This window comes from Shinella pollutisoli (genome assembly GCF_024609765.1).
GTDB lineage: Bacteria > Pseudomonadota > Alphaproteobacteria > Rhizobiales > Rhizobiaceae > Shinella > Shinella pollutisoli.
The window spans coordinates 1-12,015 of the sequence record NZ_JANFDG010000035.1 but is presented as its reverse complement, the minus strand read 5'-3'; the positions used below and the strand labels follow the sequence as shown (position 1 = coordinate 12,015).

At 65.0% G+C, this 12,015-nt stretch carries 13 protein-coding genes and 1 pseudogene; 7 read left to right on the top strand and 7 right to left on the bottom strand.

The genetic code is table 11. The features are described 5' to 3' along the window. Positions 1-5: 5 nt before the first annotated feature. The 7 genes from NNZ72_RS22220 (at position 6) to NNZ72_RS22190 (ending at position 3,501) form a co-directional block, all read left to right on the top strand. Positions 6-512: a hypothetical protein gene (locus NNZ72_RS22220; protein WP_257317871.1), complete on the top strand. Its 507-nt coding sequence runs from the start codon at positions 6-8 to the stop codon at positions 510-512. Then, on the top strand, positions 499-1,092 hold the full coding sequence (locus tag NNZ72_RS22215; RefSeq protein WP_257317870.1) for a hypothetical protein: 594 nt from the start codon (positions 499-501) through the stop codon (positions 1,090-1,092). Before NNZ72_RS22220 ends, NNZ72_RS22215 begins: the two co-directional genes overlap by 14 nt. Further along, positions 1,089-1,439, top strand: a complete 351-nt coding sequence (locus NNZ72_RS22210; RefSeq protein ID WP_257317869.1) for a hypothetical protein — start codon at positions 1,089-1,091, stop codon at positions 1,437-1,439. The genes NNZ72_RS22215 and NNZ72_RS22210 overlap by 4 nt, the downstream gene beginning before the upstream one ends. Beyond that, complete coding sequence (locus NNZ72_RS22205; RefSeq protein WP_257317868.1) at positions 1,436-1,792, top strand: hypothetical protein; 357 nt, start codon at positions 1,436-1,438, stop codon at positions 1,790-1,792. Before NNZ72_RS22210 ends, NNZ72_RS22205 begins: the two co-directional genes overlap by 4 nt. Beyond that, the gene (locus tag NNZ72_RS22200) at positions 1,789-2,004 is read left to right on the top strand and encodes a hypothetical protein (protein WP_257317867.1); all 216 of its coding nucleotides are present in this window, start codon (positions 1,789-1,791) and stop codon (positions 2,002-2,004) included. The genes NNZ72_RS22205 and NNZ72_RS22200 overlap by 4 nt, the downstream gene beginning before the upstream one ends. Beyond that, the gene (locus NNZ72_RS22195; RefSeq protein ID WP_257317866.1) at positions 2,001-2,318 is read left to right on the top strand and encodes a hypothetical protein; all 318 of its coding nucleotides are present in this window, start codon (positions 2,001-2,003) and stop codon (positions 2,316-2,318) included. Before NNZ72_RS22200 ends, NNZ72_RS22195 begins: the two co-directional genes overlap by 4 nt. 166 nt (positions 2,319-2,484) lie before the next feature. Continuing rightward, positions 2,485-3,501 (top strand): tyrosine-type recombinase/integrase, encoded by a 1,017-nt coding sequence (locus tag NNZ72_RS22190; protein ID WP_257317865.1) that lies wholly within the window; start codon positions 2,485-2,487, stop codon positions 3,499-3,501. A 163-nt stretch (positions 3,502-3,664) separates the two neighbouring features. Here the strand turns inward: NNZ72_RS22190 and NNZ72_RS22185 are convergent, their stop codons facing one another. From NNZ72_RS22185 to NNZ72_RS25620, 7 genes and pseudogenes are all read right to left on the bottom strand, one after another. Then, on the bottom strand, positions 3,665-4,504 hold the full coding sequence (locus tag NNZ72_RS22185) for an outer membrane protein (RefSeq protein WP_257317864.1): 840 nt from the start codon (positions 4,502-4,504) through the stop codon (positions 3,665-3,667). 180 nt (positions 4,505-4,684) lie between these two features. Further along, entirely contained in the window at positions 4,685-5,521 is an 837-nt protein-coding gene (locus NNZ72_RS22180; protein WP_257317863.1) for an outer membrane protein, read from the bottom strand. Positions 5,522-5,739: 218 nt separating this feature from the next. Beyond that, a complete protein-coding gene (gene glmM, locus NNZ72_RS22175; protein ID WP_257317862.1) occupies positions 5,740-7,092 on the bottom strand; it encodes a phosphoglucosamine mutase in 1,353 nt (450 codons plus the stop codon). A 284-nt stretch (positions 7,093-7,376) separates the two neighbouring features. After that, positions 7,377-9,299, bottom strand: a complete 1,923-nt coding sequence (gene ftsH, locus NNZ72_RS22170) for an ATP-dependent zinc metalloprotease FtsH (RefSeq protein WP_257317861.1) — start codon at positions 9,297-9,299, stop codon at positions 7,377-7,379. Between the two features lie 180 nt (positions 9,300-9,479). Then, positions 9,480-10,763 carry a tRNA lysidine(34) synthetase TilS gene (gene tilS, locus NNZ72_RS22165; RefSeq protein ID WP_257317928.1) on the bottom strand — a complete coding sequence of 428 codons (1,284 nt, stop codon included), beginning with the start codon at positions 10,761-10,763 and terminating at the stop codon, positions 9,480-9,482. Beyond that, positions 10,760-11,749 carry a tol-pal system protein YbgF gene (ybgF, locus tag NNZ72_RS22160; RefSeq protein ID WP_257317860.1) on the bottom strand — a complete coding sequence of 330 codons (990 nt, stop codon included), beginning with the start codon at positions 11,747-11,749 and terminating at the stop codon, positions 10,760-10,762. The genes tilS and ybgF overlap by 4 nt, the downstream gene beginning before the upstream one ends. A 175-nt stretch (positions 11,750-11,924) precedes the next feature. Next, a pseudogene (locus NNZ72_RS25620) lies at positions 11,925-12,015 on the bottom strand (IS200/IS605 family transposase); the annotation flags it as partial.

Below are 12,015 nucleotides of genomic sequence, written 5' to 3'. Positions count from 1 at the left end.
AGGCGATGGAAGGCGTGACGCCGGGAGAGTGGATACTTGGTCCTTTCGACATGGTCTGGCACGCCGACGACATTGAGCACCATGATGGAAAATGGCGTGAAAAAGTCCCTGAGCCCCGGATTATCGCATCTGCATCGAAGGGAAACCTGCTGCCATATGAGGATCGAGCCAACGCCGCCTACATCGCCGCCTGCAACCCTGTCGCCATGCGTGAAGTCCTCGCCATCGCCCGCCAGGCAGAGGCGTTGCAGCGGGAGAATGCGGAGCTGCGCGAGCAACTTGAGAACATGACGGCGTTTAAGGACATCCACGCCATGAAACGCGGAGAATACTCCGACCGCATCATCATACTTGAGGACAAGATTTCGGAGTTGCGAACGGCTCTCGAAATGATCTCCGCCGAAACGAAGGAGAGCAACGAACCTATTGGTCGTTCAGTCTACAAGGCGCTCGCCACCTGCGGAGAAATTGCCGACCTCGCACTCCTCGGAGGTGAAAATGCAGGTAACTGAAGAGATGATCGAGCGCGCGCAGCTGGCGGCTGACGCGCTGAACGTGATGATCCCCGCCAAGGCCATGCGCGCCGCTCTCACCGCCGCCTTTGTCGATGTGCCGGCGGGAGAGCCCCGCAAGTTCAAGATGGGCGAACGTGTCCGCAAGCACAGCGGATCATGGTGGGAAGGCAGCGTAGTCGGATTCTACAGCACATCGCAAACCCCGGCCGGTTACTGCGTCCAGTTGGATACGGTGGAAAACGGCCCTGTCCAGATCTACCCGGAGTCCGCGCTCGAACTTTCTGGCCCGAAATCCCCACCCATCTCCCGAGAAGGAGAGGACAGCGCGGAGGCTTTCGCTCGGATCGTCGCGGCCCGTAAGGCATATGTCGATGCCACCGAGACCTACAACACCCGCCTTGCGCTCGTGAATAGCGAGAGGGCTAAGGGCAATTGGTCCATGCGCGTTGATGACGAAGCTCGCGCAATGTGGGACGCGCAAAGCGCATTCATCAAGGCGGCGCAGGACGAGACCGACGCCGCCCTCGCCGCCACGCGCAGCGGTTCCGTCACTACTCAGAAGGGGTGCGCCGAATGACCGAACATCAGGAAATCTGGTGCCAGCCCGGCAATGCGCCGAAGCGACAATTCATCATTTTTTTTGACGATCCATCGCAGGACATCGCCACGTTCGATGACGAGGACAAGGCCCGCGCCTTCTGGGAAAAAGCAAGCGTCAAATGGAACTGCTACCTGCTCGGCACTTTGCCGCGTGTCCGCGAAAAACCTGTCGAGGTGCCCTGCCCCGATTGTGGCCGCCCGAAAGCCAAGAGCGCAGGTGATGCCGCCACGGGGCTTTGCCCGAAGTGGTGGGCAATCCGTGACGAAATGGCGGCGCAGGACTGCAAGAGGTACGCCGCGGCTAAATCGGGAGCTGCGGAATGAAAAAGCATCTTCCTCGCGTGCCGCAAAAATCTCCGAGCCCCGCCAGATTGCCATCGGCCATAGGAGGCAATCACCCCGACGCCATAGCCGTTGATCGCTTTGCTATCGCGATGAAGGCGAAGCTGGCGAAGAAGCGTGCCGAGGGTCGCGGCGGATGGGAGGACAAGGAGGCCTGCTCCGCTCTGTTCCTTTCCCAGATGCTTCGCGAGCACGTCGAAAAGGGTGACCCTATCGACGTCGCCAATTTCGCGATGATGCTTCACCAGCGCGGCGAGCGCATCCTTGCCGCCCCATCATCTTCTGGAACCGTCCCCTCCTCCCGCAACGCACTTTCTGGAGGAGAAAGCGAATGAAGCTGACTAGCCTCGAAGAGGAATTCATAGCGGAAATGGCCCATGAGCCCGGCTCGGATAATGAGTGGGCGAATTTCGACCCACCCTTTGTGCGCAAGGCATATGACCGTTTCGTGCGCAAAGGCTGGCTGGAATACAGAGGTGACGGTCAGAATAGGGACTTCAGGTGGACAGCCGCCGGCCGCAACGCACTGGATAAGGAGCGGGGATGAGCACAGCAGCTTACACCGGATACATCATCGCCGCCAGCGACTGGCCCGATGACGTGAAGCTCGCGATGGGAAAGAGCAGTCTTGCCGCCACCACGGCAGATACTTGGCGGCGTCATGTCGGACCCGAGAAAGCCGCAAGCCGTGATTTCCCTATCTTCGTCCAGCGCTGGAGCGATATGGGATACAAGCCATTCCGCGTCACCCTCACGCTCGACAACTCATCGGATCAGACGGAGGCCATGGCCGAAATCCTTCACAAGCAGGCATCCCGTCCAATCCTTCGCCCTACGCCGAGGAAGGAGCCGCGAGAATGACGGCACTCCCCGATGTGTTCACCCCCGAGCAAGTGGCTTCTCACGTCGGCTGGTCTCCGCGAAAGCTGAGGGAGTTTGCCAGAGGAATTGGAGCGTGTAGGATTTTGGGAAACCGAATGGTCCTCACGCAATCCGATATTGACGCAATTCTGGAGGCCAGTAGGCCATGCCCCTCACCCTCTACAAGCGCGGCAAAATCTGGCACTACCGGGGCACGGTTGCCGGTCGGCGACTTCGCGGCTCTACAAGAACTACGAAGAAAGCAGCAGCCGAGCGCTTCGTCTCGGATCTCGAAGACAAGCAATGGAAAGGTCATTTCGATGGACCGGCAGCGGTCCTGACGTTCGCCCAAGCCGCCATCCTCTACCGCCAGGCGCAGAAACCCACGCGCTTCCTTGAGAAGATCGAGAACTACTGGCAGGACACGCTTGTCTCGGACATAAAGGCCGGTCACGTCCACAAGGCTGCGATTGCGCTCTATCCGAAAGCCTCCGCTGCAACGCGCAATCGACAGGTCATAGCCCCGACGCAGGCGATCATCAACTTCGCGGCTGAGATGGAGCTTTGCCCTCATCTGAAGGTGAAGCGATTCCCCGTCGTATCGAAGAAGAAGACACCGGCGACATGGGGATGGGTTCAGGATTTCATGGCGCATGCAAATGCGCACCTCGGCGCACTGTGCTGCTTCATGTTCCTGACCGGCGCGCGCGTCGGCGAAGCGGTAGAGGTTCTGTGGAGAGATGTAGACCTGTCGTCGGCAACGGTCTTGATCAGGGAGACCAAGATAGGATCAGAGCGTGTTGCTCACATGCCGCCTGCTCTCGTTGCTGCAATAGCCAATATCGAGAGCAACAGGAACCCGGAGGAGAAGGTATTCAAATACTCATCGCGCGACACGGTGAAGCCGCAATGGAACAAGGTCCTCCGGCGCGGGGCCATGAAGAAGCACAAGCCCCTATCGTTCCATTCGTGCCGACACGGCTTCGCTACGACCCTTCTACACAAGGGCGTCGATCCGATCACGGTTGCCAAGCTGGGCGGCTGGAAATCGCCGCAACACGTCTTCCAGACCTACGGGCACGCGAAGGAGGACAAAAGGCTTGCAAATCTCCTGACTGACACGTCAGAGACACGCGACAATGATGAACGTGAATTAAAGGAGATAAATCAAAACGTTAGGTAGGCACAACGCCGCCTTCGTTGGGGAAGGGTGTCCCGCCGCCGCTGATATGGAAGCAGCGCCCCGGAGTCAAGCCGAATATGTCGCGAACGAAAAATAATCCGGCGCAATGGAAACGGCGCGCCGGGTGAGCGGGCGCGCCGTGCTGGACCGATGAATGGGAGGATCACCAGGTCGTGATGCGGATGCCCGCGCGGATCTCGTGCTTCTGGAAGCCCTCGTCATGGCCCTTGGCGCCCGAGGCGCCCCAGCCGCGTTCGGCCGCGCCGTAGCCGAAGGTCTTGCCGCCGTCGATGTCGGTGAAACGGTAGCCGAGGTCTAGCTTGACGCGCTCGGTGATGTCGTAGGAGGCGCCGGCCATCAGGGCATAGGTGAAGCGCCAGCTGTCGTAGCCGGGCAGCGTGCCGCTGGCATAGGTCGTGCCGGAGCAGGCCGCGCTGCCGTCGATGCAGTAGGGCGTGCTCTTCAGGTCGTCCCAGCGCAGGTTCGTGACGCCGGCGCCGGCGCCGACATAGGGCGTGAAGCCCGCGAAGGTGCCAAGGTCGACATAGCCGTTCGCCATGACGTTGATGGCGCTGTAGCCCGCCTTGTGGTTGAAGCCGCATTCCGTGCCGGCCGGCTCGGCGGCGCTGCACGGCAGCGCAACGTCGGAGCGGCCGCTGAGCTTGCCGCTGAAGAAATCGGTGGTCAGGTCGGCGCGCAGAAAATTGTTGAACTGGTAGCCCATGCCGGCGCCGTAGGAGAAGGGCTCGGAAAAGCGCGCGGTGTCGAAGGTCTCCGTGGAGAAGACCGTGCCGCCCGGCTGGTAGACGGTATAGGACGGCTTGCCGCCCTTCACCCAGCCCGCATAGCCGAGATCGCCGCGGATGTACCAGCCCTGCGCGACCGAAGCGCCGCCGAGCCTGATCTCCGGTGCGTCGATGATCTCGAAGTCCGCCGCCGCGGCGGCCGTGGCGACGCAGCCCGCAAGAAGGGCGACGCCGAGAATTCCCCACTGGCGAAGCATGGTCCTGTTCCCCTGAAGCCGGACTTGGCCCGGACGGTTGCACGACGGGCGGCCGGATAGAGGACACCCTTCGTTAACCATAAATCTTAAGGAATGAAGAAACCGTTAAGCGGCGGCGCCCCCGAACGCGGAAAGGCCGCCCTTGCGGGCGGCCCCTCGAAAACCGGTGGTGCTGTCGGCTTACTTGTAGACCGGCTCGCTGATCGGGATATCGGCCGGCGGGATATAGGCCTGCTGGTCGCAGCCGTTGAAGGCATAGCGCAGGCCGGCCCGTGCCTCGTGGCTGTAGTAGCCCCTGTCGTAGCCGGGACCGCCGTTCATCCGGTAGCCGAACATGTCGCCCTTGGTGACGTGGCGGAAACGGTAGCCGACGTCGGCCTTGAGGTTGCAGGTGACGTCGATCGAGGCGCCGGCCATCAGCGCATAGGTGAAGCGCCAGCTCTTCTTGCCGCCATGCGTGACCGTCGGGTCGCAGTTGGTCGGGTCCGTATCGTCGCAGGACGTGTTGCGGAGATCGTCCCAGCGCACGTAGGTGCCGCCGATACCGCCGCCGACATAGGGCGTGACGATGCCGTAGGTGCCGATGTCGACATAGGCGTTGGCGAGCAGGCTGAGGGCCGTCAGCGAGGAAACGTCCGTCGAGGTGCAGGCGACGGCAACGCCGCAGCCGCCCGAGGTCGAGCCGCGGAAGTCGCTCTTGAACATGTAGTCGAGCGTGGCGTCCGTGCGCAGGTGGTCGTTGATCTGGTAGCCGACGCCGCCGCCGATCGTGAAGCCGTTCTTGAGCTTCGCCGTGTCGAACTGTTCCATGGTGCCGTTGCTGCCCTGGAAGAAGCGGGCGCCGCGCAGCTTGTTGACGGAATAGCCCATGTCGCCGCGCAGGTACCAGCCGCCCGTCTCGATCGCGACCTGCTGCACCGGCGGCGCCTCGATGACTTCCGGCTGGTATAGATCTGCCGCGTGGGCCGACGTGCCCGCGAGCAGGACGGCTGCGACGCCACTCAAAACTTTCCTCATGGCCTGACTCCGATAGCTTTTCGCTTGGCACGCCCGGCACGCCGGATTCCAAGTCCCTCGATCAGGCATGGATAATGCAGTGGAAAGGTTAAGGTGCGATTAACTACGAAAATTTACCGTATTTGTTAAAATCCGTTTACGACCGCGGTTAAGTTTTACTTGAACGACAAAGGCCGGGGCGTTCGCTCCGGCCCTCGCGAACTTGCCGATCCTGCCGCTCAGGCCGCGTTGCGGACCGCGCCGATGACGCCGACCAGCTCGTCGACGATGCGCTCCACCTGGTCCCGGTCGTCGCCCTCCGCCATGACGCGGATCAGCGGCTCGGTGCCGGACGGGCGGATGAGCAGGCGGCCGGAACCGGCGAGCGCCGCCTCCGCCTCCGTGATCGCCTGGCGCACGATCGCGTCCTCCAGCGGCTTGCCGGCCTGGATGCGAACGTTCTTGAGCACCTGCGGCACCGGCTCGAAGCGGTTGCAGACCTCGCTCACCGGCCGGCCGCTGCGCTTGACGCAGGCGAGCACCTGGAGCGCGGCGACGAGGCCGTCGCCGGTCGTGCCGAAATCGGAAAGGACGATGTGGCCGGACTGCTCGCCGCCGACATTGTAGTCGCCCTGGCGCATGCGCTCGACCACGTAGCGGTCGCCGACCTTGGTGCGCTCGAGGCCGAGGCCCCTCTCCTTCAGGGCGCGCTCGAGGCCGAGGTTCGACATGACGGTCGCGACGATGCCGTCGCCCTTGAGCAGGCCGTCGGCCGCCCAGGTCTCGGCGATCACGGCCATCAGCTGGTCGCCGTCGATGATCTTGCCGTTCTCGTCGACGATCTGCACGCGGTCGGCGTCGCCGTCGAGCGCGATGCCGATGTCGGCGCGCACCTCGTGCACCTTGCGCTGCAGCGCGGCCGGATGGGTCGAGCCGCATTCGAGGTTGATGTTGAGGCCGTCCGGCTCGTCGCCGATCGTCACCACGTCCGCGCCGAGCTCCCACAGCACGGCGGGCGCCACGCGATAGGCGGCCCCGTTGGCGCAGTCGATCGCCACGCGCAGGCCGGTGAGCGAGGCGTCGCGCGGCAGCGTGCGCTTGGCGTGCTCGATATAGCGGTCGTGCACGCCGTCGACGCGCTTGGCCCGGCCGATCTCCGACGATTTCGCGAGCTGGCCGGCGATGTCCTTGTCGAGCAGGTCCTCGATCTCGGCCTCCAGGTCGTCCGAAAGCTTGTAGCCGTCCGGGCCGAACAGCTTGATGCCGTTGTCCTCGAAGGGATTGTGCGAAGCGGAGATCATCACGCCGATATCCGCGCGCAGCGAGCGCGTCAGCATGGCGACGGCGGGCGTCGGGATGGGACCGAGCACGAATGCGTCGATGCCCGCGGCCGTGAAGCCGGCCACCATGGCGTTCTCCAGCATGTAGCCGGAAAGCCGCGTGTCCTTGCCGATGACGACGCGATGGCGGTGCGCCCCGCGGCGGAAGATCGTGCCCACGGCGATCCCCACCCGCATGGCGAGGTCCGGCGTCATGGGAAAGAGATTGGATTGCCCCCGGATCCCGTCCGTACCGAAATAACGACGCTTCATGTTCACTCCTGAAAACCGCCGGCGCTGCGCCCGATCCCCGCCTGCCTGCTGACCCGCGTCATACACGATGCGTGAAGGGGGCCGCAACACAGGGCGTCGCCGTATGGTCTTAACGTTAAACCGCCCCTCCCCGGGGGCGCTCGGAGACATACGGACGCTTTTCTCTGCCACAAAACGCGGCCGAGAGCATCCATTGAAGCATCAGAAATCATTACAGCCCGTTACCGAAAGAAAACGGCCGGGAATATTTCCCGGCCGCTTCCGCATTCCGTGAGCAGGATCGGCTATTGCGGCTGCGGCTCCAGCCCACCCTCGGGCTCGCCGCCCTTCTTGTGGCCGGCCTTCGGCACGGCCGAGCCGCGGTGCGGCGGCGTGTCGTCGCCGAGGTCGCGCGCCGGCTTCTCGCCGCGGATCAGCGCCTTGATCTCGTCGCCGGTCAGCGTCTCGTATTCGAGCAGGCCCTCGGCGAGCGCCACGAATTCGTGGTGCTGCTCGGTGATGATGCGCTTGGCCTCGGCATAGGCCTCGTCGATCAGCCGGCGGATCTCGTTGTCGATCTTCTGCGCGGTCGCCTCGGAGACGTTCTTCTGCTGCGCCACCGAATGGCCGAGGAACACCTCCTGCTGGTTCTCGCCATAGGCGACCTGGCCGAGCTGGTCGGAAAAGCCCCACTGCGTCACCATGGCGCGGGCGAGCTTGGTCGCCTGCTCGATGTCGGAGGAGGCGCCGGACGTGATGTTCTCCTTGCCGAAGGTGATCTCCTCGGCGACGCGCCCGCCCATCATGATGGCGAGCCGCGAGACCATCCACTTGTAGCTCATCGAGTAGCGGTCGCCCTCGGGAAGCTGCATGACCATGCCGAGCGCGCGTCCGCGCGGGATGATCGTCGCCTTGTGCAGCGGGTCGGCCGCCGGCACGTTGAGCGCGACGATGGCGTGGCCCGCCTCGTGATAGGCGGTGAGCTTCTTCTCCGCCTCGGTCATCGCCGAGGAGCGGCGCTCCGCGCCCATCATGATCTTGTCCTTGGCGTCCTCGAATTCCTGCATGGTGACGAGGCGCTTGTTGCGCCGCGCCGCCATCAGCGCCGCCTCGTTGACGAGGTTCATGAGGTCCGCGCCGGAGAAGCCCGGCGTGCCGCGGGCGAGCACCTTGAGGTCGACGTTCGGGGCGAGCGGCACGTTGCGCACGTGCACCTTGAGGATGCGCTCGCGGCCGACGATGTCCGGGTTCGGCACGACGACCTGCCGGTCGAAGCGGCCGGGGCGAAGCAGCGCCGGGTCGAGCACGTCGGGCCGGTTGGTGGCGGCGATGAGGATGATGCCCTCGTTCGCCTCGAAGCCGTCCATTTCCACCAGAAGCTGGTTCAGCGTCTGCTCGCGCTCGTCGTTGCCGCCGCCGAGCCCTGCGCCGCGATGGCGGCCGACGGCGTCGATCTCGTCGATGAAGATGATGCAGGGCGCGTTCTTCTTCGCCTGCTCGAACATGTCGCGGACACGGGAGGCACCCACGCCGACGAACATCTCCACGAAGTCGGAGCCCGAGATGGTGAAGAAGGGCACGTTCGCCTCGCCGGCGACGGAGCGGGCGAGCAGCGTCTTGCCGGTGCCGGGCGGGCCGACGAGCAGCACGCCGCGCGGGATGCGCCCGCCGAGCCGCTGGAACTTTTGGGGATCGCGCAGGAATTCCACGATTTCTTCGAGGTCCTGCTTGGCCTCGTCGACGCCGGCGACGTCGGCGAAGGTGACGCGGCCGTGCGCCTCGGTGAGCAGCTTCGCCTTCGACTTGCCGAAGCCCATGGCGCCGCGCGAGCCGCCCTGCATCTGCCGCATGAAGAACAGCCAGACGCCGAGGATCAGGAGCATCGGCAGGAGCGTGCCGATATAGCTCAGGAACCCGGACGAGCCGTCCGTCTCCGGCCGGGCGTTGATGACGACGTTCTTCGCCTCGAGGCGCGGCATCAGCGCGGTGTCGCCGTCCGGCTTGTAGGTCTGGAAGGTGGCGCCCGTCTCGACATAGCTGCCGACGACCTTGTTGCCGGTGATCACCACTTCCTTGACCCTGTTCGAATCGACCTCCTTGAGGAACTGCGAATAGGGGATTTCGCGCGAGCCGGTCTGGGCCGGGCTCGTCTGGAACATGCTGAACAGCGCGATCAGCAGGAGGGCGATGATCGCCCACAGGGCGAAATTGCGGAAGTTGGGGTTCATCGGGCTTTCCGGGCACTTTCCGGGCCGGGTTCTCCCGACCGCTTCATTCTCGGCTAACATAGGGTCGCGGCATGGCCTTGCCAAGGCAAAGCACGCGGCGCACCGGCATTTCTCGTCAACATCGTCAACGGCCGGCGGCGCAGTTTCATTCATCCTACCACAAAGCGCCGCCCGCCGCCCTCATCCGTTCGGCGGAGAGGGAAAGGGCGCGCGGCCGAGGAGGCGGGCGAGCGCCTGGGCGACCGGCAGGTCGAATCCCGGCAGGAAGCGCGCATAGGGCGCAATCAGCGGTTCCACGGTGAAGCGGTCCGCCGGCGCCGGGCCGCCGTCCGCAAAGCCGAACCGCGGCGCGGCCTCGGCCGCCCGGCGGGCCGCACCGCGGAGTGCCGGATCGATCGTGGCTCCCGCCGCCGAGACGACGAGCGGGCGGGAGCCGCGATTGGCGACGCCCAGCCGTCCGTCCCAGGTCGCCGTCCCGCCGGCCGGAAGCACGAGCGGCTCGATCCCCCGGCGCTCGCGGTAGAGGAAGAGCCCCGCCCGCCGCCGGTCGAACACGACCCGGCCGGCCGTCAGCCGCGACAATGTGCCGTCGGCGAGAAAGGTGCGGATGCGGTCGGCCGAGGCCGTCTCCGGCGCATGGACGCGGCCGCCGGTCGTCGCCGCGAGCAGCATCAGCCCGCGCCATGCGGCGGGATCGGCAAGCGCTGTCGCGATGCCCTCGGGCGGCAGCAGGAAGAGCAGCGGCGAAAGCGCCCGCACATGGGCGTCGAGGAACTCCGCCGCCCGCCGCGACAGGGCGAGCCGGTCGACGGCCTCCGCCATCGCCTCCGGCCGGCCTTCGCGGACGCGCACGCGCTCGAAACGGGGATTGGCATTGCTCGGATCGTCGATCCATTCCTCCCCCGCGCTTTCCAGAAAGCGCCGGATCTCCGCCCGGTCCACCGACAGGAGCGGCCGGAACAGCCAGACCCGGCCGCCGAGCAGCACGGCATCCGCCATGCCGGACAAGCCGACGCCCCCGGCGGCGCGGCCGGCGCGCATGGCGATCGTCTCGCGCTGGTCGTCGCCGGTGTGGGCCGTCAGGATCGCATCCGCGCCATGCCCGGCGGCGGCATCGAGAAGAAGGTCGTAGCGCTTCGTCCGCGCCGCGGCCTGGAGGCCGGTAACGGGCTTCGGGCCGTCCCAGCGGCGAACGGAATGGGGAATGCCGTAGCGTGCGCAGAGAGCCGCGACGGCGCGGGCCTCGTCCGCCGATCGCGGGCGCAGCGCATGGTCGACGGTGCAGGCGGCAAGGGAGATGCCCGGGTAGCGCCCGGTCGCGACGAGCGTGGCGAGCGCCACGAGAAGCCCGGTCGAATCGCTGCCGCCGGAAACGGCGAGGAGAAACTTGACGGGGCGCCGGAAACGGGAAAGGAAACGGTCGGCCGCCGCGGCGACGCTGCCGTCGGTTGCGGAGGACGTCAGCAGGACAGCCGGCTCTGTTCGGACGAGACCTTGCTCTTCACGGCCTTGGACGCGTTGGGATAGCGCTTGTTGACCTCGCGCAGCGTGGCGCAGGCGGTCTCGCGGTTGTCGAGCGCGGCGAGCGACATGCCGAGCTTCAGAAGCATTTCCGGCGCCTTCTTCGACTTGCCGTAGGCCTGGTGGGCGTTGAGGAAGGTCTTCGCCGCCTCGTTGAAATTGCCCTGGGAATATTGCGCCTCGCCGAGCCAGAAGGTCGCGTCGGCCGCCTTGTCGCCGTTCGGGAAGATGTCGAGATAGTCGCGGAACTCGCGCTCGGCGAGCTGGTAGTCGCCGGACAGCACGTGGCCGTAGGCGGCCTGGTAGATGTCGTCGGGATTGTCGAGCGAGGCCGTCGCCTGCTGCGAGGCCTGCGGCAGGCCGGTGTCGACGCCGGGCAGCTCGTTGCCGAGCGAGGCGCTCTCGTTGTCGAGGCCGGGATTGACGTCGGCGCCGACCGGGTTGCCGTTCTCGTCGAAGCGGATCGAGCCCAGCTCCTGCGGCAGCGCGCCGGCGCCGGTGCCGGCGTCCGGCGTGACGCCCCCGGCGGACGAATCCGCCGGAAGCCTGTTCGAGGCGATCTGTTCGTCGGCCGTGCCGCCGTTGACGGGCTTTTCGAGCGCGCCGCTCTGGCCCTTCGCCTTGCCGCTTTCGAGTTCCTGGAAGCGGTACTCGTTGTCTTCCTGCGCCTTGCGGATCTGTTCCTGCATCTGCAGGAGCTGGAAGCTCATTTCCTCGATCCGGCCGTTGAGCGAGCGGATCTCCTCCTCGAGCTGGCCGACGCGCGGATCCATGGCCTGCGCGAGGACCACGTCACCCCTGGCCGACCGGCCGCCATCGGGCGGCAGGAAGCCGTTCACCAGGCCCGACAGCGGCGATGCACTGATCGGCCCGACCATGCCTGCCACCGCTGCGAGACTGAGAACGCCTGCCGCGACAAGTTTCTTCATATGTCTTCGTCCTGTTGGTCTTGAAAACGCGCCGGAGCGCAGGCGCAAGAGTTTTCCAAATGCTCTCAAAAAGCAACGGAGTTCGGCCAAAGTATGTTGAAAAAGCCATGACCTCCACCAGAGGTGGAGGTTTGAAACGCTGCGCTTGAACCGCTAGAAGCGGTTTTGTTATAAGTTAGTAGCTACGATTAAAGAGGTCGGCAAAGTCGGAAGCTTTGTCGGCCTTTTCCTGATTACGGATATAACGTCTGACGACCTGCTGATCA

Bases quoted from the DNA above. Each gene is read 5' to 3' on its own strand.
- ybgF (WP_257317860.1), bottom strand. From the start codon at position 11,749: ATGAAGAAACTTGTCGCGGCAGGCGTTCTCAGTCTCGCAGCGGTGGCA.
- NNZ72_RS22200 (WP_257317867.1), top strand. From the start codon at position 1,789: ATGAAGCTGACTAGCCTCGAAGAGGAATTCATAGCGGAAATGGCCCAT.
- NNZ72_RS22185 (WP_257317864.1), bottom strand. From the start codon at position 4,504: ATGCTTCGCCAGTGGGGAATTCTCGGCGTCGCCCTTCTTGCGGGCTGC.
- NNZ72_RS22210 (WP_257317869.1), top strand. From the start codon at position 1,089: ATGACCGAACATCAGGAAATCTGGTGCCAGCCCGGCAATGCGCCGAAG.
- glmM (WP_257317862.1), bottom strand. From the start codon at position 7,092: ATGAAGCGTCGTTATTTCGGTACGGACGGGATCCGGGGGCAATCCAAT.
- NNZ72_RS22215 (WP_257317870.1), top strand. From the start codon at position 499: ATGCAGGTAACTGAAGAGATGATCGAGCGCGCGCAGCTGGCGGCTGAC.
- NNZ72_RS22205 (WP_257317868.1), top strand. From the start codon at position 1,436: ATGAAAAAGCATCTTCCTCGCGTGCCGCAAAAATCTCCGAGCCCCGCC.
- NNZ72_RS22220 (WP_257317871.1), top strand. From the start codon at position 6: ATGGAAGGCGTGACGCCGGGAGAGTGGATACTTGGTCCTTTCGACATG.
- NNZ72_RS22195 (WP_257317866.1), top strand. From the start codon at position 2,001: ATGAGCACAGCAGCTTACACCGGATACATCATCGCCGCCAGCGACTGG.
- NNZ72_RS22190 (WP_257317865.1), top strand. From the start codon at position 2,485: ATGCCCCTCACCCTCTACAAGCGCGGCAAAATCTGGCACTACCGGGGC.
- NNZ72_RS22180 (WP_257317863.1), bottom strand. From the start codon at position 5,521: ATGAGGAAAGTTTTGAGTGGCGTCGCAGCCGTCCTGCTCGCGGGCACG.
- ftsH (WP_257317861.1), bottom strand. From the start codon at position 9,299: ATGAACCCCAACTTCCGCAATTTCGCCCTGTGGGCGATCATCGCCCTC.